20 protein-coding genes are annotated in these 22,640 nt (G+C 38.6%); 19 read left to right on the top strand and 1 reads right to left on the bottom strand.

All coding sequences use genetic code 11. From position 1 onward, the window contains the following. Positions 1 to 202 precede the first annotated feature (202 nt). The 12 genes from sufC (at position 203) to cysC (ending at position 13,123) form a co-directional block, all read left to right on the top strand. Positions 203 to 985, top strand: a complete 783-nt coding sequence (sufC, locus tag MHI10_RS16905; protein ID WP_340787418.1) for a Fe-S cluster assembly ATPase SufC — start codon at positions 203 to 205, stop codon at positions 983 to 985. Between the two features lie 18 nt (positions 986 to 1,003). Then, positions 1,004 to 2,311, top strand: a complete 1,308-nt coding sequence (gene sufD, locus MHI10_RS16900; protein ID WP_340787416.1) for a Fe-S cluster assembly protein SufD — start codon at positions 1,004 to 1,006, stop codon at positions 2,309 to 2,311. Next, entirely contained in the window at positions 2,311 to 3,540 is a 1,230-nt protein-coding gene (locus MHI10_RS16895) for a cysteine desulfurase (protein WP_340787415.1), read from the top strand. Before sufD ends, MHI10_RS16895 begins: the two co-directional genes overlap by 1 nt. Then, positions 3,530 to 3,970, top strand: coding sequence for a Fe-S cluster assembly sulfur transfer protein SufU (sufU, locus tag MHI10_RS16890; RefSeq protein ID WP_340787413.1), 441 nt, complete (start codon positions 3,530 to 3,532; stop codon positions 3,968 to 3,970). Before MHI10_RS16895 ends, sufU begins: the two co-directional genes overlap by 11 nt. 87 nt (positions 3,971 to 4,057) lie before the next feature. After that, positions 4,058 to 5,455 carry a Fe-S cluster assembly protein SufB gene (gene sufB, locus MHI10_RS16885; RefSeq protein ID WP_340787411.1) on the top strand — a complete coding sequence of 466 codons (1,398 nt, stop codon included), beginning with the start codon at positions 4,058 to 4,060 and terminating at the stop codon, positions 5,453 to 5,455. Positions 5,456 to 5,768: 313 nt separating this feature from the next. Further along, positions 5,769 to 6,803 carry a sulfate ABC transporter substrate-binding protein gene (locus tag MHI10_RS16880; protein ID WP_340787410.1) on the top strand — a complete coding sequence of 345 codons (1,035 nt, stop codon included), beginning with the start codon at positions 5,769 to 5,771 and terminating at the stop codon, positions 6,801 to 6,803. 26 nt (positions 6,804 to 6,829) lie between these two features. Next, on the top strand, positions 6,830 to 7,669 hold the full coding sequence (gene cysT / locus MHI10_RS16875) for a sulfate ABC transporter permease subunit CysT (RefSeq protein WP_340787409.1): 840 nt from the start codon (positions 6,830 to 6,832) through the stop codon (positions 7,667 to 7,669). 63 nt (positions 7,670 to 7,732) lie between these two features. Further along, complete coding sequence (gene cysW / locus MHI10_RS16870; RefSeq protein ID WP_340789277.1) at positions 7,733 to 8,551, top strand: sulfate ABC transporter permease subunit CysW; 819 nt, start codon at positions 7,733 to 7,735, stop codon at positions 8,549 to 8,551. 16 nt (positions 8,552 to 8,567) lie between these two features. Continuing rightward, a complete protein-coding gene (locus tag MHI10_RS16865) occupies positions 8,568 to 9,641 on the top strand; it encodes a sulfate/molybdate ABC transporter ATP-binding protein (RefSeq protein WP_340787408.1) in 1,074 nt (357 codons plus the stop codon). 13 nt (positions 9,642 to 9,654) lie between these two features. Further along, positions 9,655 to 10,356, top strand: coding sequence for a phosphoadenylyl-sulfate reductase (locus MHI10_RS16860; RefSeq protein WP_340787405.1), 702 nt, complete (start codon positions 9,655 to 9,657; stop codon positions 10,354 to 10,356). Between the two features lie 39 nt (positions 10,357 to 10,395). Further along, positions 10,396 to 11,295 carry a sulfate adenylyltransferase subunit CysD gene (gene cysD / locus MHI10_RS16855; protein WP_340787403.1) on the top strand — a complete coding sequence of 300 codons (900 nt, stop codon included), beginning with the start codon at positions 10,396 to 10,398 and terminating at the stop codon, positions 11,293 to 11,295. Position 11,296: 1 nt separating this feature from the next. Beyond that, on the top strand, positions 11,297 to 13,123 hold the full coding sequence (gene cysC, locus MHI10_RS16850) for an adenylyl-sulfate kinase (protein ID WP_340787401.1): 1,827 nt from the start codon (positions 11,297 to 11,299) through the stop codon (positions 13,121 to 13,123). An 81-nt stretch (positions 13,124 to 13,204) separates the two neighbouring features. Here the strand turns inward: cysC and cysQ are convergent, their stop codons facing one another. Next, positions 13,205 to 14,065, bottom strand: coding sequence for a 3'(2'),5'-bisphosphate nucleotidase CysQ (cysQ, locus tag MHI10_RS16845; protein ID WP_340787400.1), 861 nt, complete (start codon positions 14,063 to 14,065; stop codon positions 13,205 to 13,207). A gap of 441 nt (positions 14,066 to 14,506) precedes the next feature. On the opposite strand from cysQ, the gene cobA reads away from it, so the two are divergent. The 7 genes from cobA (at position 14,507) to MHI10_RS16810 (ending at position 22,618) form a co-directional block, all read left to right on the top strand. Then, the gene (cobA, locus tag MHI10_RS16840; protein WP_340787399.1) at positions 14,507 to 15,295 is read left to right on the top strand and encodes a uroporphyrinogen-III C-methyltransferase; all 789 of its coding nucleotides are present in this window, start codon (positions 14,507 to 14,509) and stop codon (positions 15,293 to 15,295) included. A gap of 4 nt (positions 15,296 to 15,299) precedes the next feature. Further along, complete coding sequence (locus MHI10_RS16835) at positions 15,300 to 16,046, top strand: sirohydrochlorin chelatase (protein WP_340787398.1); 747 nt, start codon at positions 15,300 to 15,302, stop codon at positions 16,044 to 16,046. Next, positions 16,043 to 16,189, top strand: coding sequence for a YezD family protein (locus tag MHI10_RS16830; protein ID WP_340787396.1), 147 nt, complete (start codon positions 16,043 to 16,045; stop codon positions 16,187 to 16,189). The genes MHI10_RS16835 and MHI10_RS16830 overlap by 4 nt, the downstream gene beginning before the upstream one ends. Positions 16,190 to 16,212: 23 nt before the next feature. Next, positions 16,213 to 18,024, top strand: a complete 1,812-nt coding sequence (locus tag MHI10_RS16825; protein WP_340787394.1) for an assimilatory sulfite reductase (NADPH) flavoprotein subunit — start codon at positions 16,213 to 16,215, stop codon at positions 18,022 to 18,024. Positions 18,025 to 18,250: 226 nt separating this feature from the next. Continuing rightward, complete coding sequence (gene cysI, locus MHI10_RS16820) at positions 18,251 to 19,969, top strand: assimilatory sulfite reductase (NADPH) hemoprotein subunit (RefSeq protein ID WP_340787392.1); 1,719 nt, start codon at positions 18,251 to 18,253, stop codon at positions 19,967 to 19,969. A 181-nt stretch (positions 19,970 to 20,150) separates the two neighbouring features. Continuing rightward, the gene (locus MHI10_RS16815) at positions 20,151 to 20,999 is read left to right on the top strand and encodes a DUF72 domain-containing protein (protein WP_340787390.1); all 849 of its coding nucleotides are present in this window, start codon (positions 20,151 to 20,153) and stop codon (positions 20,997 to 20,999) included. Positions 21,000 to 21,253: 254 nt separating this feature from the next. Beyond that, the gene (locus MHI10_RS16810; RefSeq protein ID WP_340787389.1) at positions 21,254 to 22,618 is read left to right on the top strand and encodes a bifunctional metallophosphatase/5'-nucleotidase; all 1,365 of its coding nucleotides are present in this window, start codon (positions 21,254 to 21,256) and stop codon (positions 22,616 to 22,618) included. Positions 22,619 to 22,640 lie beyond the last annotated feature (22 nt).

Genomic DNA, 22,640 nt, shown 5'->3' with positions numbered 1-22,640 from the left:
ATTGAAAATGGCAAATTGAAAGATAACACTATTTTAATAGTAGAAACGACTTGGAGAAAAGAATAATTAAAGAATATGAGGGAAAGTTTAATTAAAATCATTCTAAACTGTTTGCAACCAATCGCCTTTTCAGTTAAGATTGGATGTGACAATAAATTAGCATAGGTGTAAACCGTGCAAATGAATATTTGGAGGTAATTTAATGGCAACTTTAGAGATTAAAGATCTTCACGTTGAAATCGACGGAAAAGAGATTTTAAAAGGTTTAAACTTAACAATTAACACAAATGAAGTACACGCAATTATGGGTCCAAACGGTACAGGTAAATCAACATTAGCATCAGCAATCATGGGCCATCCTAAATATGAAGTAACACAAGGTGAAGTATTAATCGATGGTGAAAACGTACTTGAAATGGAAGTAGACGAGCGTGCAAAAGCGGGTCTATTCCTAGCAATGCAATATCCATCTGAAATTCCTGGTGTTACAAACGCTGACTTCTTACGTTCTGCAATCAATGCACGTCGTGAACAAGGCAATGAAATTTCTTTAATGAAATTCATCCGCGAATTAGATAAAACAATGGACTTTTTAGAAATGCCAGAAGAAATGGCTCAACGTTATTTAAACGAAGGCTTCTCTGGTGGTGAGAAAAAACGTAACGAAATTTTACAAATGATGATGATCAAACCTACTTTCGGTATTTTAGATGAAATCGACTCAGGTTTAGATATCGACGCATTAAAAGTAGTTTCAAAAGGAATTAACGAAATGCGCGGCGAAGGTTTTGGTTGCTTAATGATCACGCACTACCAACGCCTACTTAACTACATCACACCTGACCAAGTGCACGTAATTATGCAAGGTAAAATCGTGAAATCGGGTGGCGCAGAGCTTGCACAACGTTTAGAAGCAGAAGGTTATGAGTGGATTAAACAAGAGCTAGGCATTGAAAACACGGATGCTGTAACAGAAGAAGCATAATTAAGGAGGACGAATGAGATGACGGTTGAAACAAAATTAGCGTTATCAGCACAAGAAGTACGCTCGTTCTCTGAAAAGAATAATGAACCAGCAGCATTCGCTGATTTCCGCGTAAGCGCATTAGAAAAAGCTGCAGCGCTTGAGTTACCAAAGCCAGATAGAACGAATATTAAAAAATGGGATTTCGTAGACTTTCCAGCACATACTGTAGAAAGTGCTGCCTATGCTTCACTGGAAGAATTACCGGAAGAAGTAAAGGCTGTTATTGATACAGAAGGTCAACAAAATCTTTACATTCAACGCAATAATACACCTGCATTTATTAAAGTTTCTGAAGAGCTTACAAATAAAGGCGTTATTTTTACGGATATTCAAACAGCGATCCGTGAACATGCGGACTTAGTAGAAAAATACTTCATGACAACAGCTGTAAAAGTGGACGAGCACAAGTTAACGGCTTACCATGCGGCACTTGTAAACGGCGGTATTTTCGTTTATGTGCCACGCAATGTTGTTATTGAGGAACCATTACAAGTTGTGTTTGTAAATGATGATGCAAAAGCTTCTTTATTCAATCACGTACTTGTTGTAGCGGAAGAATCTTCAGCTGTTACATATGTTGAAACATATATTTCTACATTTGAACAAGCAGAAGGTCAAGTAAACGTTGTAACAGAAGTAATCGCAAAAGATAATGCACAAGTAACATTTGGTGCGGTTGATACTTTAGCGACAGGTTTCACAGCTTACATGAACCGTCGTGGACATGCTGCGCGCGATGCAAAAATTGATTGGGCATTAGGGTTAATGAATGATGCCAACACAATTTATGAAAATACGACAGATCTAGTTGGTGATAACTCAACTTCTGATTTCAAGATGGTAACAGTTGGTCGCGGTGAGCAAAAATTAAACTTTACTACTTTAATCCGTCAATGGGGTAAAAACACGGACGGTCAAATTTTAAAACACGGCGTTATGAAAGATGCCGCTCAATCTATTTTCAACGGAATTGGTCATATTTTCCGCGGTGGTACGAAAGCTAATGCAGAGCAAGAGTCTCGCGTATTAATGCTTTCTGAAAAAGCACGTGGTGATGCCAACCCGATTCTTTTAATTGATGAAGACGATGTAACAGCAGGACACGCAGCATCTGTTGGACGTGTTGACCCGACTCAACTTTACTATTTAATGAGCCGTGGTATTTCGAAAGCAGAAGCAGAGCGCCTTGTAATTCACGGATTCCTTGCGCCAGTTGTTGCTAAACTACCAATCGAAGGTGTTAAAAAACAGCTGACGGAGGTTATCGAAAGGAAAGTTCGATAATGATACCAAAAGATATTAAAAGTTATTTTCCAATTTTAAATCAAGAAATTAATGGTCATCCTCTTGTGTATTTAGATAGCGCGGCAACTTCACAAAAGCCGATCCAAGTGATTGAAGCGTTAACAAATTACTATAATTTAGACAATTCAAATGTTCACCGCGGTGTGCATACACTTGGAAATCGTGCGACGGATTCGTATGAAGGCGCGCGTGAAAAGGTACGTAAGTTTATAAACGCTGCTTCTACGCAAGAAGTTATTTTTATGCGCGGTACGACAACAGCTTTGAATACAGTGGCTGGTGGTTATGGTCGTCAAAATATCGTTGAAGGTGATGAGATTGTCATTACGTACATGGAACATCACTCGAACATTATCCCGTGGCAACAACTTGCGAAAGAAAAAGGGGCAGTGCTGAAATACATTGAGCTTGAAGCAGATGGCACGATTTCATTAGAAAAAGCGCGTAAAGCTATTACAGCAAAAACGAAAATTGTTTCGATTATGTATGTTTCCAACGTATTAGGTGCTATCAATCCGGTAAAAGAAATTGCAAAAATTGCGCATGAAAACGGCGCAATCATGGTTGTAGATGGTGCACAAGCAGCACCGCATATGAAAATCGATGTACAAGATTTAGACTGTGATTTCTTTGCATTTTCAGGGCATAAAATGTGTGCTCCAACTGGAATTGGTGTACTATATGGGAAAAAGGCGCTACTTGAAAACATGGAACCCGTTGAATTTGGTGGGGAAATGATCGATTTCGTAGGATTACAGGAATCAACATGGAAAGAGTTACCGTGGAAATTTGAAGGCGGAACACCAATTATTGCAGGTGCTATTGGTTTAGGTGCAGCAATTGACTTCCTAGAAGAAATTGGTTTAGACAACATTGCAGCGCATGAGCATCATTTAGCAGGCTACGCGATGGATCAGCTTTCAACAATTGATGGTTTAACAATTTTCGGTCCAACTGATCCGATGAAACGATGCGGTTTAGTAACATTCAATTTAGATGATGTGCATCCACATGATGTTGCAACGGTTCTAGATATGAGTGGAATTGCTGTCCGTGCAGGTCACCACTGTGCTCAACCATTAATGAAATGGCTTCAAGTAACTGCAACAGCACGTGCAAGCTTCTACATGTACAATGATGAAGCGGATATTGATGCATTAGTTGCAGGACTGCGCTCGGCGAAGGAGTATTTTGGCGATGTCTTTTAATAACTTAGATCAACTATACCGTTCCGTAATTATGGATCACTATAAAAATCCTCGTAATAAAGGATCTTTAGATGAAAACAGTGTGACAATTGATATGAATAACCCAACTTGCGGTGACCGTATCCATTTAACGCTAAATTTGAAAGATGGCGTCGTAGAAGATGCGAAATTTGACGGCGAAGGTTGCTCAATTTCGATGTCTTCAGCTTCTATGATGACACAAATTGTTAAAGGTAAAAAATTAGACGAAGCACTTGAGCTTGCAGAAATTTTCTCGAAAATGATGCTTGGTGAAGACTTCGACGATGAAAAATATGATCTTGGGGATGTTGAAGCACTGCAAGGTGTAGCGAAATTCCCAGCACGTATTAAATGCGCTACATTGGCTTGGAAAGCGATGGAAAAAGGCGTAAACAACGAAAAGAACTAAAGTAATATAAAGCACAAGGACATTAATGACGACGCTTTAGAAATATTTATTTTAGCACTTCTCATTTTATGAACGGAGGAGAAAAACATGGCGAAAAAAATGCCTGATATCGGCGATTACAAATATGGTTTCCATGATAAGGACGTTTCAATTTTCCGTTCTGAACGTGGATTGACAGAAGAAATCGTACGTGAAATCTCAAGTATGAAAGAAGAGCCACAGTGGATGCTAGACTACCGCTTAAAAGCTCTAGAAAAATTCTATGAAATGCCAATGCCTCAATGGGGTGGCGATCTTGCGTCATTGAACTTCGATGAAATTACGTATTATGTAAAGCCATCTGAAGCAACGCAAAAATCTTGGGATGAAGTTCCTGAAGAAATCAAAGCGACTTTTGATAAATTAGGTATTCCAGAAGCAGAACAAAAATATCTTGCAGGTGTATCTGCTCAGTATGAATCTGAAGTAGTTTACCATAACATGAAGCAAGATCTTACAGATATGGGTGTTATCTTCAAAGATACAGACTCAGCATTAAAAGAAAATGAAGAAATTTTCAAAAAGCACTGGGGTACAGTAATCCCTTATACGGATAATAAATTCTCAGCATTAAACTCAGCAGTATGGTCAGGTGGTTCGTTCATCTACATGCCAAAAGGTGTTAAATTAGATACACCGCTGCAAGCTTACTTCCGTATTAACTCTGAAAACATGGGTCAATTCGAACGTACGCTAATTATCGTAGACGAAGGCGCTTCTGTACACTATGTTGAAGGATGTACGGCTCCTGTTTATACGACAAACTCACTACACTCAGCAGTAGTAGAAATTATCGTTAAAAAAGATGCATATTGCCGTTATACAACAATCCAAAACTGGGCAAACAACGTATATAACTTAGTTACAAAGCGTACTGTTGTTGAAGAAAACGGTACAATGGAATGGATCGATGGAAACATTGGTTCAAAATTAACGATGAAATACCCAGCTTGTATTCTTAAAGGTGAAGGCGCTCGTGGTATGACATTATCGATTGCCATTGCAGGTAAAGGTCAACACCAACACGCTGGTGCGAAAATGATTCACTTAGCACCAAATACGTCTTCTACAATCGTATCAAAATCGATTGCAAAACAAGGCGGTAAAGTAACGTATTTAGGCCAAGTTAAATTCGGTAAAAATGCAACAGGTGCACGTGCGAATATCGAATGTGACACATTAATTATGGATAACGAATCAACTTCTGATACAATTCCATACAACGAAATTTTAAATGATAATGTATCTTTAGAGCATGAAGCAAAAGTTTCAAAAGTATCTGAAGAGCAATTATTCTACTTAATGTCTCGTGGTATTTCTGAGCTTGAAGCGACAGAAATGATCGTAATGGGCTTCATCGAGCCATTCACAAAAGAATTACCAATGGAATACGCAGTAGAAATGAACCGTCTGATCAAGTTTGAGATGGAAGGTTCTATCGGTTAATATGGAAAAAGCTGTTTTAGACAAATAAAGTCTAAAGCAGCTTTTTTGTATAGCTTACTTTCGTGTTAACTGGACTTAATATTTATCAGAAAAATTAAAATTTAACGTTGACAAAACGGGGAGGGTGAAATATGATAATACATATCAAAATACTAAGAATTAAAGTAGCTCACTAGAAAACTAGAGGCTGCTCAATTATGCAGGGGATTCCCTTCTGTAAAATTGAGCAGCTTTTTATTTTCAATTAAAACGTACTTAACAAATAGGTTTAATTAACTTGAATTGGATATTTATAAAACTGGAGGATAAATTGATGAAAAAAAGAGGAGTAATACGGCATGCAGCACTCATTATAATGTCCTTCGCATTATTAAGCGCTTGCGGGCAGGATTCAAATGGGAAGAACGATGCAGCTACTAATTCTATAAAATTATTGAATGTTTCTTATGACCCGACGCGAGAACTATATCAGGAGTTTAATAAAGAATTTGCTTCTTATTGGGAGCAAAAAACAGGGCAAGAGGTGGCGATTAGGCAATCGCACGGCGGTTCGGGAAGTCAGGCACGCTCTGTCATTGATGGATTAGAGGCAGATGTAGCAACGCTTGCATTAGCTTACGATATTGAAGCGATTGCTGATCAACAATTAATCGATCAAAATTGGATCAATCGATTGGAAAACAACTCGGCTCCCTACACGTCAACAATCGTATTTTTAGTACGTAAAGATAATCCAAAAAACATTGAGGATTGGGATGACTTAACGAAGAAAAATGTTTCAGTTATTACACCGAATCCTAAAATATCTGGTGGCGCACGGTGGAATTACCTAGCTGCCTGGGTATATGCACTTGAAAAATATGATGGTGATGAAAAAAAGGTACAGAAATTTGTAACGAAAATATATAAAAATGTCGAGGTGTTAGATTCTGGGGCACGTGGATCTACAACAACCTTTGTTGAAAAAGGGATTGGCGATGTTTTAATTACATGGGAGAATGAAGCATTTTTGGCTTTAAAGGAACTAGGTGGAGATGAATTACAAATTGTATCACCCTCGATTAGTATTTTAGCCGAACCATCTGTTGCAGTAGTTGATCGTGTTGTAGATAAAAAAGGTACGAGAGAAGTGGCGGAAAGTTATTTGCAGTATTTATATACAGAGGTTGGTCAGGAAATCGTAGCGAAAAACTACTTTCGTCCACGTTCCAAAGAGGTAATGGAAAAATACAAAGAGCAGTTTCCAGAAATTCAGTTATTCACAATAAACGATAAATTAGGAAGCTGGAAAGAAGTGCAAGAAAAGCATTTTAACGATGGGGGTATATTCGACTCCATTTATGAATGACGGGGAAAAGTTAGGTGGTGGAGCGCATGAAGAAAAAGCATAAAAAAAAGAACGTATTGCCTGGATTTGGTCTTTCAATGGGCATTACGACGATGTATGTTAGTTTGTTTATTTTAATCCCGTTGTCCATGGTGTTTATTGAGTCCTCAAAGCTAGGCTGGTCGGAATTTTGGCAAGTTGTTACGAGTGAACGGATGATGCATGCTTATAAAATTTCATTTGCCACATCATTTGGGGCGGCATTATTGAATGGCATATTTGGCTTTATGATTGCTTGGGTATTAGTACGCTACTCGTTCCCAGGTAAAAGAATTATTGATGGACTAATTGATTTACCTTTCGCTTTACCAACAGCAGTTGCTGGGATTGCGTTGACGACATTGTATGCACAGGATGGTTGGATTGGACAATATTTTTCAGCAATCGGCATTAAAGTTTCATTTACTCCACTTGGCATTATGATTGCCTTAATGTTTATCGGCCTACCATTTGTCGTGCGGATGGTGCAGCCGGTGCTAGAAAACTTAGAGCAAGAAGTGGAAGAAGCTGCTTCAAGCTTAGGTGCAACAAAACAGCAAATTTTTATGAAAGTTATTTTTCCGGAAGTATTACCGGCTTTGTTAGCTGGTTTTTCTCTAGCATTTGCACGAGGGCTTGGTGAATATGGTTCAGTGGTTTTTATTGCAGGGAATATGCCAATGAAAACAGAAATTGCCCCTCTTATGATTATGACAAAGCTTGAACAATTTGATTATGCAGGTGCTACAGCTATTGCGGTAGTGATGTTACTCGTTTCTTTTATTTGCTTAATCATTATTAATTTACTCCAAAAGTGGAGCAGAAAGCATGAATTGCAAGATGAATAGGGAGGTGGGCTACTAATGACGATAAATGTTTCGAAATATAAGGAAAACGAAATTCAAAACGTAATGAATAAATCAAAACCAAATTGGACGAAGCAGATTTTGATTACTGTGATGTTCCTGTATTTAAGTTTATTTCTTTTAGTACCACTTGTATTCATTTTTGCGAAAGCATTCGAACAAGGAACGGCCGTTTATTTTGCGGCGATTACGGAAAGTGATGCATTATCTGCCATAAAATTAACGTTATTCGTAGCTATTATTACCGTACCACTTAATACAATTTTCGGTGTAGCGGCGGCGTGGTGTATTACGAAGTTCCAATTTAGAGGGAAGCAACTACTATTATCCCTCATTGAATTGCCGTTTGCTGTATCACCAGTTATTGCTGGTTTAGTTTTTGTATTGTTCTTTAGCCCGCGAGGTGTACTCGGCCCGCTACTTACCGATTGGGGAATTAAAGTTATTTTTTCTGTACCTGGAATTATTATTGCAACGATGTTTGTCACATTACCATTTGTGGCACGTGAGTTAATACCTTTGATGCAGGCGCAGGGAAGTGCAGAAGAAGAGGCAGCTATTTCTCTCGGGGCAAATGGATGGCAAATGTTTTTTCAAGTAACGCTACCAACAATAAAATGGGGGCTACTGTACGGCATGATTTTATGTAACGCCCGAGCAATTGGAGAATATGGAGCTGTGTCAGTTGTTTCTGGCCGAATTAGAGGAATGACAAACACAATGCCGTTACATGTAGAAATACTTTATAACGAATATCAATTTTCTGCTGCGTTTGCGTTTGCTTCATTAATGTCATTGCTAGCATTCCTTACGCTAATTGTAAAGTCTTGGATTGAATGGCGAACTGAAAAAGAACATGCATAGGAATGGGTGATGGAAAATGTCGATAGAAATAAGCAATTTAACGAAGCACTATGGCTCGTTTCAAGCATTATCAAATATTAATTTAACGATTCCTAAAGGGGAGCTCGTGGCATTACTTGGTCCTTCAGGTTCAGGAAAGACGACGCTATTACGTATCATCGCTGGGCTAGAGTCGATTGATAACGGTAGTATTTTATTTGATGGTAAAGATTTAAGTGATGTTCATGTAAATCAGCGCGATGTAGGTTTTGTGTTCCAACATTATGCATTATTTAAGCATATGACTGTATTCGAGAATGTTGCATTTGGCTTAAAAGTGCGTAAAAAAAGATTGCGTCCATCAAAAAAAGAAATTGAAATGAAAGTAAATGAACTTTTAGAACTAGTGAAATTAAGTGGTTTTGCCCATCGATATCCTACGCAGCTTTCAGGTGGTCAACGGCAGCGTGTAGCCTTGGCAAGAGCGTTAGCGGTAGAACCGAAAATATTATTGCTAGATGAGCCATTTGGTGCGCTCGATGCAAAAGTTCGGAAAGAATTACGTAGATGGTTACGAAAATTACATAATGAAATCCATGTCACGAGTGTATTTGTAACGCATGATCAAGAAGAAGCGTTAGACGTAGCGGACCGGATTGTCATTATGAATAAAGGGAAAATAGAACAACTTGGTACACCATCTGAAGTATATGATAAGCCGGCTAGCCCGTTCGTATATGACTTTTTGGGCAATGTGAATTTATTCCACGGGCGTCTTCATAAAGGGAAATTAGATTTGGGCTCAGCAAGTTTTAATGCACCAGATCATTTACATGCAAATGACAAAGAAGCTGTTGGATATGTTCGCCCGCACCATTTAATCATTGAGCGAGAAAAGCAAAGTGAAGAAGCCATAGCTGCCAAAATTTTATTTATGCATTCGGTTGGTCCGACGTGGCATATTGAAATGAAGCGTGAAGATAGCGACGCCTATATAGAGGTAGAGCTAAGCAAGGAAGACTATTTACAGCTTCAGTTGAAAGTAGGAGAAGTCGTTTATGTTAGTCCGAAAGAAGTGAAGGTATTCATTCCTGAGGACTTTGTAATATAAGGGGGAGAAACGTTTGTTAACTTACGAAGCATGGCAAAAGCCGAATATTTCATTCGACAATGATGAAACTTATAAAGGGGCTCTGCAAGTTTTACAGTGGAGCTTTAAGGAATATGGCAATGATATCGTGTATGCGTGTAGCTTTGGTATTGAAGGAATTGTATTAATCGATTTGATTGCGAAAGTACAGCCTGATGCAAAAATTGTGTTTTTAGATACAGATGTCCATTTTAAAGAAACATATGAAACGATTGAGCGTGTCCGTAAGAAGTATCCAACGCTTCAAATTGTATTAAAGAAACCAGCGCTCACTTTAGAACAGCAAGCGAAGCAATACGGCGATCAATTATGGGAAACGAATCCAAATCAATGCTGTAAAATTCGAAAGCTAGAGCCCTTAAATGATGTATTAACGGGTGCTAAAGCATGGATATCTGGTCTTCGTCATGAGCAGTCAGAAACACGAAAAAATGTTGAATTTATTAATAAAGATGACCGTTTCCAATCGATTAAAATATGTCCGCTTATTCACTGGACTTGGAAGGATGTATGGCGATATGTTTCGAAGCATGATTTAACATATAACGTCTTGCATGACCAAGGATATCCGAGCATCGGCTGTTCACATTGCACAAAGCCTGCTTTTACAGCGGAAGATTTACGCTCCGGAAGATGGCAAGGGCAAGGCAAAACAGAATGTGGCTTACACGGTTAGTGGATTGATTTCACCGAATATTGGAAGGAGATAGAGTAAATGAATGAACAGACACACCTCGATCAACTTGAGGCAGAAGCGATATATATTATTCGAGAAGTAGCCGCAGAATGTGAAAATCCTGTGATGCTTTATTCGATAGGAAAGGATAGCTCCGTTATGCTTCATTTAGCGATGAAAGCTTTCTATCCTGAGAAACCGCCATTTCCTTTTTTACACATCGACACAACGTGGAAATTTAAAGAAATGATTGAATTTAGAGATCGCCGTGCAAAGGAACTAGGAATTGAAATGTTAGTTCATAGCAATGAAGAGGGGTTATCGCAAGGGATTAATCCGTTCGATCACGGTTCGGCATATACAGATATTATGAAAACAGAAAGCTTGAAACAAGGATTAGATAAGTATGGGTTTGCGGCTGCTTTTGGTGGTGGACGACGAGATGAGGAGAAATCGCGTGCAAAGGAACGAATTTTTTCTTTCCGAAATAAAAACCACGCATGGGATCCAAAAAATCAACGACCTGAGATGTGGAAGTTATATAATACAAAAATTCATAAAGGAGAAAGTATTCGGGTATTTCCGATTTCGAACTGGACTGAGAAGGATATATGGCAATATATTCGTAGAGAAAATATCGACATCGTACCACTCTATTTTGCAAAGGAAAGACCTGTCGTGTACCGTGAAGGCAATTATGTCATGGTAGATGATCAACGTATGCGAATCGAACCGAATGAAGAAGTGCTCATGAAAAAGGTTCGTTTTCGTACATTAGGTTGTTACCCACTTACAGGCGGCATTGAATCAGATGCGGTTACGTTAGATGAAATTATTGAAGAAACATTAGGAGCAGTTACATCAGAACGTACAACGCGTGTGATTGACCAGGAAGCTGTTGGAAGTATGGAAAGACGCAAGCGGGAGGGGTATTTCTAACATGAAAAGTTTATTGAAATTTATTACATGTGGCAGTGTAGATGATGGGAAATCTACATTAATTGGTCATATGTTATACGATGCAAAATTACTGTTTACCGATCAAGAAAAAGCACTTGAATTAGATAGTAAAGTAGGGAACAGGGGAGGAGAAATAGATTATTCCCTCCTGCTTGATGGGCTATTAGCAGAAAGGGAACAAGGGATTACAATCGATGTTGCGTATCGCTATTTCACGACAAGTCATCGTTCGTTTATCGTAGCAGATACGCCGGGGCACGAAGAATATACACGGAATATGGCTGTAGGTGCATCGTTTGCAGATCTCGCCATTATTTTAGTCGACGCGACAAAAGGGGTCATTACCCAAACGAAACGCCATGCTCGTATTTGTGCATTAATGGGCGTGAAGCATATTGTGTTAGCTGTTAATAAAATGGACTTAATTGGTTTTAATCAAGCACGATTCAATGCGATACAGGAGGATTTCAAACAGCTAACAAAGGACTTACAGCTTGCAAGTGTTCAGGCGATTCCTGTTTCAGCTACAAACGGGGATAATGTGACAAAATACTCGGCACATACCCCATGGTACGACGGTCTAGCGCTACTACCTTATTTAGAAAATGTAGATGCTAGTAAAAATAATAAACAAAACGGTTTCATCATGCCTGTCCAGCGTGTTAGTAGACCTGACCATACTTTCCGTGGATTTCAAGGGCAAGTTGAAGCGGGCACAATTTCAGTAGGCGATGAAATTACGACGCTACCAAGCAATGAAAAAGCAAATGTAAAAAGTATTTTATTAACAAATAAAGAAGTGCAATCTGCTCATATAGGGCAGCCAATTGCTGTTCAATTAGATAGAGAAGTGGATGTTTCGCGCGGCTGTGTTTTAACAACAGCTCCTAGCATTGAAGTAGCCGATTTATTTAGCGCTCAAATTTTATGGATGGATGATACAAATCTCGTACCTGGCAAACAGTACTTAGTCAAAATTGGTACAAAAATCATTCCTGGTACAGTTTTATCGATTCAGCATAAAGTAGAAATTAATACGGGCGAGCATTTAATAACTGAACAAATCATAAAAAATGAATTAGCAACTTGTGAAATTTCCCTATCTGAAAAAGTAGTGTTGGATTCATTTGAACGAAATGAAACGCTCGGTAGTTTTATTTTAATTGATCGTGTTACGAATATGACATCTGCGTGTGGCGTAGTAACGAAAGCTACTGGGCAATTGACAAATGTTAGTTGGCAAAATACAGATATCACACGTGAAGTTCGTACAAAGCAAAAAGGGCAAGTTCCGATAACATTATGGTTTACGGGACTTTCTGGATCGGGAAAATCAACGCTCGCAAATGAAGTAGAAAAACGTTTAGTTTCTCTAGGCTATCATACAATGTTGCTAGATGGCGATAATGTTCGGCTTGGATTAAATAAAGATTTAGGTTTTGATGAGGCGGGACGTATAGAAAATATTCGACGTACTGCAGAAGTGGCGAAGTTGATGAATGATGCAGGATTGATTACGTTATCATCGTTTATTTCGCCATTTGAGCGGGACCGAGCTTATGCGAAAAAGATACTTGGTGAGTCCTATATTGAAATTTACGTTAGTACGCCGCTTGAAGTGTGTGAAGAACGTGATGTTAAAGGGTTATACAAAAAGGCAAGAGCAGAGGAAATACAGCATTTTACAGGAATATCAAGTCCGTATGAGGCACCAAGGAATCCGCATATTGAAATTGATACAAGTAAATATGTGTTGAAAGATGCAACGGATTATTTAGTAAAGGAAATCATTAAAATCCTATCTTAAATAATTGATTATCCTCCCTACAATTCGCAAGACATAATCATAGGTGATGTTTTAGGGAGGATGTTTCATTGCAATTCGATTCTACTTGTAAATGAATCGTGCGATAACTAAGTTGTCATTCGGCTTAGCCGTTACGATATGGAAAGGATTTTTTAAATGCTCTTTATTGTATTGCAGGGGTGATTGGGTTCCGTACTCTTCAACCTTTCCTCCGCTATACATGACAATAGCTTCTCCTGCCGCTGTATCCCATTCCATTGAATAGCTTAATCGTGGGTAAATTTGTGCAACACCTTCAGCAATAAGGCACATTTTTATTGAGCTACCTGCTTCAATAATATGTACATCGCCGACTTGTTGTTGAATTTGATCGACATAGGCTTGTGTTTCACTAGAGAAATGCGATCGACTTACAACAATACTGAATGCTTCATTCGAATAATTAATCGGTAATTGTTGGGCAGTCTTTATTAATTCGAATTCATGATGAATCGTCGGAAGAATCGCGTGGCAATTCGATAATTTATATGAACCGTGCCAGCTACTCGCAAAATACATAAGATCTTGTGCTGGTGAATAAATAACGCCCAAAATTGGTATGCCCTTTTCAACGAGCGCAATATTGACTGTGAATTCACCATTGCGTTTAATAAATTCTTTTGTACCATCTAAAGGATCAATGAACCAAGCAGTATGCCATTGTTGGCGTTGTTCATAGTTTGGCAAATCACCTTCTTCACTTATTAATGGGATGTTTGGATAGTGTTTAGATAGCTGCTGACAAATATAGTTATGTGATTTTTTATCAGCAATCGTTACTGGAGACGCATCATTTTTATATTCAACTGTTACGTTATTTGAATGATACACATCTAAAATATGTTTTCCTGCTTCCAATGCGATTTTAATAACATCCAATACTTTGATTTTATGGTTAATCATGGAACAACCTCCTAGTGGGAGTAATTCTAACATAGTATCTAGGAATACTCAAGATTGATAAATGGCAAGATGGAGATTTTCCGTAACCAATATATTTTAACTTAATTCAGCAAATGTATTTGTACCGAAAGCGACGCGGCAGGCACAGAAGTCCCCTACTTCTATAAGTGGGGAGAATGCCAAATGAGCAAATCTATTCAGTGAGGGTTCAAACTCGGCTGGATTGGGGAACAAAGGCTAAGCTCGTCACGTCCTGTGACAACGCCTTTGTGATCAACATCGTGTTGACCCAAGCTCCGGCGGATGTCACAGATTTTTAGGGCATTAAAAATTTAATACCAAGTTTTTATGTAGGTATAGTTGTATTTTATGATTATGTTGGATAATATATACAACAACGCGAATAGTTTACAATATTCAGATTGCTAGAGAGGTGTCTATATGGGGAAGGTTTATATTGTTGGAGCAGGGCCTGGAGATGTGGAACTTATAACAGTTAAAGGGCTTCGGTGTATTAAAGAAGCAGATGTTATTTTCTATGATCGTTTAATAAATAAGGAATTATTGGACTACGCTATGCCAAGTGCCAAGCTGATTTATTGTGGAAAGTTACCAAATCGTCACGCAATGATTCAAGATCACATTAATTATTCACTTGTGCAATACGCGAGCCAAGGGAAAATCGTGACACGCTTAAAGGGTGGAGACCCATTTGTTTTTGGGCGAGGTGGTGAAGAGGCGGAGGTACTTGCGGCACATCAAATCCCGTTTGAAATTGTACCTGGTATTACATCAGGTATTGCAGCACCAGCTTATGCAGGTATACCTGTAACACATAGGGATTATAGCTCAAGCTTTGCGATTGTCACAGGGCATATGCGAGAAGGAAAGGATGATTCAATAAAATGGGAAAGTTTGGCGACAGGAGTCGATACACTAGCAATTTATATGGGAGTGGGAAATTTACCGTATATATGTTCGCAGCTATTAAAGCATGGACGAAAGCCTTCAACGCCTGTTGCGCTCGTTCATATGGGGACATTTAAAGAACAACAAACTGTGACGGGTACTTTAGAAACAATTTCACAAAACGTTAGGGAAAGTAATGTTAGCAACCCGAGCATGATTATTGTTGGAGAAGTTGTATCAGTCCGAGAAAAAATCAACTGGTTTGAACAAAAATTGGAGACAGAACGGTATTTAAACGAAAGTATCGTCATAAGTAGGTGAGACAATGCAGGCGATTTTATATATTGTGCATGGCACAAGGGTAAAGAAAGGGATAGAAGAAGCTCTTCATTTCATTGAGGAAACCGTGGAGCAGGTTCAGGTTGGTATTCAACAAATTGCCTTTTTAGAGCTAGCAGAGCCGAATATATTGCAAGGTATAAAAAATTGTGTGGAGCGCGGTGCTACTCGTATTATGATTGCCCCCGTCTTGCTACTTACTGCGCAGCATGCAAAGGAGGATATTCCAGTAGAAATCGATAAGGCTAGCAAAATTTATCCGAATATACATTTTACTATAGGGCGACCATTAGGCATTCATGAAAAGTTAATTGATACCGTATATAAGCGCATTACTGAACAACGGTGTCAAATATTACCTGAAGCAGAGGTGCTATTAGTTGGCCGTGGTAGCAGTGATGACGCTGTTATACGAGATATGAGTGAAATTAGTAATCAACTGCAAAAGAAATATAAATTTCAGTCGGTTCGAGCATGTTTTTTATATGGAACAGGTCCTTCGTTTGAAGAAACAATGAACCGTTTAAAGGAACAAGATGTAAAACAACTATTTATCGTTCCTTATTTATTGTTTTCAGGTCTACTTAGTTTAGGTATTCAAAAAAAGGTGAAGGCGCTTGAGTTTGACACATCTCGAATTATTTTATGTAACAGTTTAGGGTATGGGTGTAATGTGCGCCAAGTTCTTATTGAGCGAGTATTGCAGCAGATAAATGAGGGGGATGAAATATGACAAAGCAAAAAGAAAATATTGAAGCCAGCCTAGAAAACATTAAAGAGATGCTAGCAACGATAAAATTTGGAACCATTACGCTTGTTATACAAGATGGGCTAGTTGTTCAATTAGAAAAAAACGAAAAAATTCGATTAAAGTAAAGGAAACTTGTGAGGTGGATAAATTGGCTTTAAATGTATTGAGTAGCCCATTTGATGAAGAACAACTAAAAAAAATAAATGGATTATTACCAAGTTTAACAGACTATCAAAAGATTTGGTTAACTGGGTATTTAAGTGGCGCACAAGTGATGACACAAAGTTCTGGGGTGGGTCAATCTGAATCTATGGTAGCAACACTCGAACCCATTCAAGTAGCACAACAAGTAGCGACTATTTTATATGGTTCACAAACAGGCAATTCACAGGCTATAGCAGAAAGGCTTGGAAAGAAATTAAGCGAAAACAACGTTGATGTATCCGTTTCATCGATGTCTGCATTTAAGCATAATCATTTAAAAAAACTGACTAACTTGTTTATTGTGACGAGTACTCATGGAGAGGGAGATCCACCAGATAACGCCATTAGTTTCCATGAATTTCTTTATAGTAAGCGTGCACCGAAGCTCGATCATATAAATTTCTCGGTATTAGCACTTGGGGATACTTCTTATGAATTTTTCTGTAAAACGGGTATTGATTTTGATGAACAACTAGCAAAGCTTGGTGCGCAGCGTATCGTACCGCGCGTTGACTGTGACTTAGATTTTGATGAACTGGCAGATCAATGGGTTGAACAGGTGACGGGGGAGTTGGCAGCATCAACAACACAAGTTTCATCACAAACTGAAACAAAACCAATTGAAGTAAATGACCATACACTCTATTCCAAGAAAAATCCGTTCCAAGCAGAGGTACTAGCGAATATTAATATAAACGGTCGTGGCTCAAATAAGGAAACATATCATGTAGAGCTTTCTATCGAAGGTTCGGGATTAACTTATGAACCTGGTGATAGCATTGGTATTGTACCAGAAAATGATCCAACTTTCGTAGGCTCTCTCATTTCGTCCCTTGATTTTGATGAAGACACAAAGGTGAAACTACAAGATGAAGAGTTGACGTTGAAGGAAGTATTGCAAACGAAGCTGGAAGTGACAGTATTATCCAAGCCATTATTGCAAAAAATTGCGGCTTTTACCGTCAATAAAAAATTAGCGAATATTTTAGCGGATGATAGTTTATGGAAGAATTTCGTATATGGCAGGGACTTACTAGATGCAATCGAGCAATTTGGTCCATTTACTTGGACCGCGCAAGACTTTATACAAATACTAAGAAAAATTCCAGTGCGTCTATATTCGATTGCAAGTAGTCAGAAGGCAAATGAAGAAGAGGTTCATTTAACGATTGGAAAGGTTAGTTATGAACAAGATGATCGTGCACGATTAGGTGTATGTTCTGGTCAAGTTGCAGAACGCCTTGCTGAAGGGGAAAAGCTCCCAATTTATGTGCATAAAAATCCGAACTTCAGACTGCCAAACGACCATCATACACCAATTATTATGATTGGTGCGGGTACAGGGATTGCACCGTTTCGTTCGTTTATAGAAGACCGAGCTGAAGTAGGGGTAGAAGGAAAGTCATGGTTATTTTTCGGCGATCAACATTTTGTCACAGATTTCCTCTATCAAATAGAGTGGCAAAGATGGCTAAAAGAAGGCGCTCTTACGAATTTAACGGTTGCTTTTTCTCGTGATACTGAACACAAAGTATATGTCCAACATCGCTTACGGGAAAACGCAAAAGAGATTTATAAATGGCTTGAACAAGGTGCCATTATTTATGTATGTGGTGATGAAAAAAATATGGCGGCGGATGTCGATAAAATGTTACGTACGATTATCGCAGAGCAGGGCGGAAAATCAGCTGAAGAAGCAGCGCAATATATCAATGAGTTGAAGAGCCAACAGCGTTATCAAAGAGATGTGTACTAACTCTTAATAGGGAAAGTTGAACTTAATTCAGCTGGCTGGGGTTCCAAACCCCAGCTGAATCAAGTTAAGCCCCGGCGGATGTCACAGATTTTTAAGGAGGTAGGAAGTCAGCCTAAAAACGTCACATCGTGTGACAACGGCTGACTGACCTACGTCCTGTGGGCCCTCGAAAAAATCTGGACTAAAGTTAGCCGAGGCATAATTGATATGATGGGAGAGAAGTGGAATGACCGAAAAAATAGTATTACCTACACAGCCTGGCACGCCAAGCGATGTAGAACGGATAAAAAATGAAAGTAATTATTTACGTGGAACACTTGAAAGAACAATGAATTATCCTCTTAGCTCTGGTATTCCAGAGGATGATAATCGATTAATGAAATTCCATGGAAGCTATTTACAGGATGACCGAGATGTCCGAAATGAGCGTGAAAAACAAAAGCTTGAACCTGCGTATCAATTCATGGCACGCGTTCGAACACCAGGGGGAGCAGCTACACCAACACAATGGCTTGTAATGGATGAAATGGGCGAAAAATATGGAAATGGCTCATTAAAGTTAACAACTCGCCAAGCATTTCAAGTGCACGGCATTTTAAAATGGAATGTTAAAAAGTATATGCAAGAAATTCATGAGGAACTGTTAGATTGTATTGCAGCTTGTGGAGATGTGAACCGAAATGTTATGTGTAATGTAAATCCTAATCAATCCACACTACATGATGAAGTGTATCACTGGTCGGCGAAACTAAGTGAACATCTATTACCTAAAACACGTGCATATCATGAACTTTGGCTGGATGGAGAAAAAGTTTTTGACGGTCAAGAAACAGAAGTAGAGCCCATTTACGGTGCGCTTTACTTACCAAGAAAGTTTAAAATTGGCATAGCTATCCCACCGAGTAATGATGTAGATGTATTTTCACAAGATATAGGCTTCATAGCAATTGTAGAACAGGAAGAGCTTATAGGTTTTAACGTCGCTGTAGGTGGTGGCATGGGCATGTCACATGGCGATCCTTCGACTTATCCGCAGCTAGGTCGTATTATTGGTTACATTCCAAAAGAGCGATTACTCGAAACTGCGGAGAAAATACTAACGATACAGCGTGACTTTGGAAACCGTGCTGTCCGTAAAAATGCACGCTTTAAATATACGATAGATGCGCGTGGTATTGAATGGTTTAAAGAAGAGCTTAATGATCGTCTTGGATGGGCATTAGCAGAAGCACGTCCGTATACTTTTAAGCGCACAGGTGATGAATTTGGTTGGATTAAAGGGGATGATGGAAATTGGCATTTTACCCTATTTATCCAAAATGGACGCATCCGCGATTTTGAGGACTATCAGTTAAAAACAGGGCTTCGTGAAATCGCAAAAGTCCATACGGGTTTATTCCGTTTAACACCGAATCAAAATTTATTAATAGCAAATGTAACCCCGCAGAAAAAAAATATAATTGATTCGTTGTTAAAAGAATATAATATTACAGATGGTGCGCATTATTCTGCGCTACGTCGTAATTCAATTGCATGTGTATCATTACCGACGTGTGGATTAGCAATGGCTGAAGCCGAGCGCTATTTGCCATCTCTCATTACGAAAATCGATGCGACATTGGAGGAAGTTGGATTACTCGAAACGGAAATTGGTATTCGTATGTCAGGCTGTCCAAACGGCTGCTCCCGTGCAGCAATGGGGGAAATCGGCTTCATCGGAAAAGGTCCTGGCAAGTATAATTTATATTTAGGTGGCGATTTTAAAGGCCAGCGTCTAAATAAACTTTACCGTGAAAATATAGGGGAAGACGATATTTTAGCAACGCTTCGACCGATTTTTGAACACTATGCGAAAGAGCGTGAAGAAAGCGAACACTTTGGTGACTTTGTTATTCGTAAAAATTATGTGAAAGCAGTGACAGATGGACGGGAATTCCATAATTAAAACGAATGATCCTTTTCGGAAATAATCTGTCTATATTTTTCGAACAAGACAAATGCTGTTTAAACCGTTACATTATTAATAAGAGATAATCGAGCTCGTGTTTACGTATTTAACGTAGGCGAGCTTTTTAGTTTTTCGAAAGATATGTTTGTTATGAGTAATAGAGCGGGGGGATAATATCATGATTTACATCGGTTTAACAGGATGGGGCGATCACCCTGATGTATATAGTGAAGTGACCGCAGCACGCGATAAATTATTTGATTATAGCGGTCATTTTCCGGTTGTCGAAGTGGATACATCCTTTTATGCAATACCTTCAATCGCAACCGTTGAAAAGTGGTGTAAAGATACACCAGCAAACTTTCGATTTGTTGTGAAAGCTTATCAAGGTATGACGGGACATTTACGAGATGAACTCCCGTATGAAACAAGAAATGATATGTTTAACGCGTTTCGTGAATGTGTACAAGTTTTTCAAAAGCATGGTAAACTTGCAATGATACTCGTGCAATTTCCACCTTGGTTTGATTGCCAAGGAAAAAATGTGCAATATATTCGCTATGTGAAAAAGCAGTTAGCTTCATTTCCAATTGCAATTGAATTTCGGAATCAGTCTTGGTATAGCGAAAAAATGAAAGAGAAAACCGTGCAATTTTTAAAGGAATCTGAATTGATTCATACAGTATGTGATGAACCGCAAGCGGGAAGTGGGTCTGTCCCATTTGTACCGATTGCGACACATGACAAAGTGCTTGTGAGAATTCACGGACGAAATATACATGGTTGGCGTAATATCGGGCACGCGGAAAACTGGCGGAAAGTCCGATTTTTATATGATTATAATCAAGAGGAACTTAAAGCAATGAGTGAACACTTTTTATATTTAGAACAACAAGCAAAAGAAGTGTATGTATTATTTAATAATAACTCAGGTGGGCATGCGGCAAAAAACGCGAAGATGATGCAGCAAATTCTTCAAATTCAATTTGACGGGCTAGCACCAAAACAGATGAACATGTTTGACTAGATTAAACAGGGGAACAAAGGCTAAACTCGTCACGTCCTGTGACAACGCCTTTGTGATCAACATCGTGTTGACCTAAGCCCCGGCGGATGTCACAGATTTTTAAGGAGGCCTGCGTGATGCAGGTCAGTTAGCCGTTGTCGCATGGATGCGACGAACTTAGGCTAACTTCCTTAGCCGAGCGCGCTCGAAAAAATCTGGACGAAATTACGCCGAGGCGTAATTGATTGAGTAGCAGATAAAGTGAGGGGACAAAAATGCGAGAAACCATCCATATATTTCATACAAATGATTTGCATAGTCATTTTACCTATTGGAAAAGAAGCCAATCATTTATAGAAACGCAACGACGTGTACTTGCACAGCGCGGGGAAGTAAGTTTCTTATTTGATCTAGGTGACCATTTAGATCGTTCAAATATGTATACAGAGGCGACATTAGGTAAAGGGAATATAGCGATGCTGAATGATGCGCAATATGATGTCATAACAATTGGAAATAATGAGGGGATTACATTACCGCATGATGTATTCTATCATTTATATGATGATGCAAAATTTGAAGTAGTTGTTGGGAATTTACAGTCCGATTTAGAAGGAAATCCGAAATGGTTAAAACCTTTTACGATTTTGACGACAAAATATGGAACGAAAATTGGTGTCATTGCAGCAACTGCAAGATTTGATATTTTTTATAAAGAATTAGGCTGGTGTGTAGAAGAACCGAGGGAAATATTAACTAAGTTGGCTTTACAGCTGCATGAACAAGTGGATATTATTGTTTGTTTATCGCATCTAGGTGTAACGGAAGATGAATTGTTAGCGGAAGAATGTCCGATCATTGACGTAATTTTTGGTGCACATACGCATCATATATTCCCACAAGGACAAATGGTCAACAATACATTGCTCACAGGTGGTGGGAAGTTTGGACAATTTACAGGACAGTTAACGATTCATTTCGATCACGAGTTAAAGAAAATCATCTCGAAAACCGACACTTTACATGAAAATATGCTACTGCCAGAAGCCGAAAATGAAGAAAAATGGCTCCAAAATTTGCAAAAAGAAGCGAAGGAAATATTACAACAACCTGCATTTACAAGTCAGAAAACCTTTCATAAAGAATGGTTTCATCGCTCGCAACTATCGGATTTATTTGCACAGTGTTTGTATGATTATACGAAAGCGGATTGTTTAATGTTCAATGCCGGCATTTTTGTAGAGAATATGAACAAAGGGCATATATCTCCGTATAATATTCACAAAATATTACCACATCCAATCAACATTTGTGTATTACAATTAACAGGGAATGAATTAAAAGAGATTTTCATCCAATCAGAAAATGAAGAATGGCCGCGTTTAGAGTTAAAGGGGTTAGGTTTTCGGGGAATTATTTTCGGTAAAATTTTAAATTATGGTTTGTCGATGAATAAACAACGTGAATTTTTTATTCAAGGTGAGCGGATGATACCGACGAAAGTGTATCGCCTTGCAACACTGGATTTATTTACATTTGGATTTTTCTTTCCAAGTTTTAAATATGCAAAGAAACAATATATTTTACCTGAATTTATTCGGGATATTTTTAGGGAATATTGCGAAAAAACATATAATTAGTAGTTAATTGTGATTAATTTTA

Origin of the sequence: Solibacillus sp. FSL K6-1523, from assembly GCF_038005225.1 — a bacterium.
In the GTDB taxonomy this organism is placed as follows: domain Bacteria; phylum Bacillota; class Bacilli; order Bacillales_A; family Planococcaceae; genus Solibacillus.
Note: the sequence above shows the minus strand (reverse complement) of the source record. Positions and strands in the feature narration are given on the sequence as shown.

Coding starts and splice junctions, on each gene's coding strand:
- cysQ (WP_340787400.1), bottom strand. CDS start 14,065: ATGATTAACCATAAAATCAAAGTATTGGATGTTATTAAAATCGCATTG.
- MHI10_RS16880 (WP_340787410.1), top strand. CDS start 5,769: ATGAAAAAAAGAGGAGTAATACGGCATGCAGCACTCATTATAATGTCC.
- sufC (WP_340787418.1), top strand. CDS start 203: ATGGCAACTTTAGAGATTAAAGATCTTCACGTTGAAATCGACGGAAAA.
- cysD (WP_340787403.1), top strand. CDS start 10,396: ATGAATGAACAGACACACCTCGATCAACTTGAGGCAGAAGCGATATAT.
- MHI10_RS16815 (WP_340787390.1), top strand. CDS start 20,151: ATGATTTACATCGGTTTAACAGGATGGGGCGATCACCCTGATGTATAT.
- cysC (WP_340787401.1), top strand. CDS start 11,297: ATGAAAAGTTTATTGAAATTTATTACATGTGGCAGTGTAGATGATGGG.
- cobA (WP_340787399.1), top strand. CDS start 14,507: ATGGGGAAGGTTTATATTGTTGGAGCAGGGCCTGGAGATGTGGAACTT.
- MHI10_RS16835 (WP_340787398.1), top strand. CDS start 15,300: ATGCAGGCGATTTTATATATTGTGCATGGCACAAGGGTAAAGAAAGGG.
- sufD (WP_340787416.1), top strand. CDS start 1,004: ATGACGGTTGAAACAAAATTAGCGTTATCAGCACAAGAAGTACGCTCG.
- MHI10_RS16895 (WP_340787415.1), top strand. CDS start 2,311: ATGATACCAAAAGATATTAAAAGTTATTTTCCAATTTTAAATCAAGAA.
- sufU (WP_340787413.1), top strand. CDS start 3,530: ATGTCTTTTAATAACTTAGATCAACTATACCGTTCCGTAATTATGGAT.
- MHI10_RS16810 (WP_340787389.1), top strand. CDS start 21,254: ATGCGAGAAACCATCCATATATTTCATACAAATGATTTGCATAGTCAT.
- cysI (WP_340787392.1), top strand. CDS start 18,251: ATGACCGAAAAAATAGTATTACCTACACAGCCTGGCACGCCAAGCGAT.
- MHI10_RS16830 (WP_340787396.1), top strand. CDS start 16,043: ATGACAAAGCAAAAAGAAAATATTGAAGCCAGCCTAGAAAACATTAAA.
- cysW (WP_340789277.1), top strand. CDS start 7,733: ATGAATAAATCAAAACCAAATTGGACGAAGCAGATTTTGATTACTGTG.
- MHI10_RS16865 (WP_340787408.1), top strand. CDS start 8,568: ATGTCGATAGAAATAAGCAATTTAACGAAGCACTATGGCTCGTTTCAA.
- cysT (WP_340787409.1), top strand. CDS start 6,830: ATGAAGAAAAAGCATAAAAAAAAGAACGTATTGCCTGGATTTGGTCTT.
- sufB (WP_340787411.1), top strand. CDS start 4,058: ATGGCGAAAAAAATGCCTGATATCGGCGATTACAAATATGGTTTCCAT.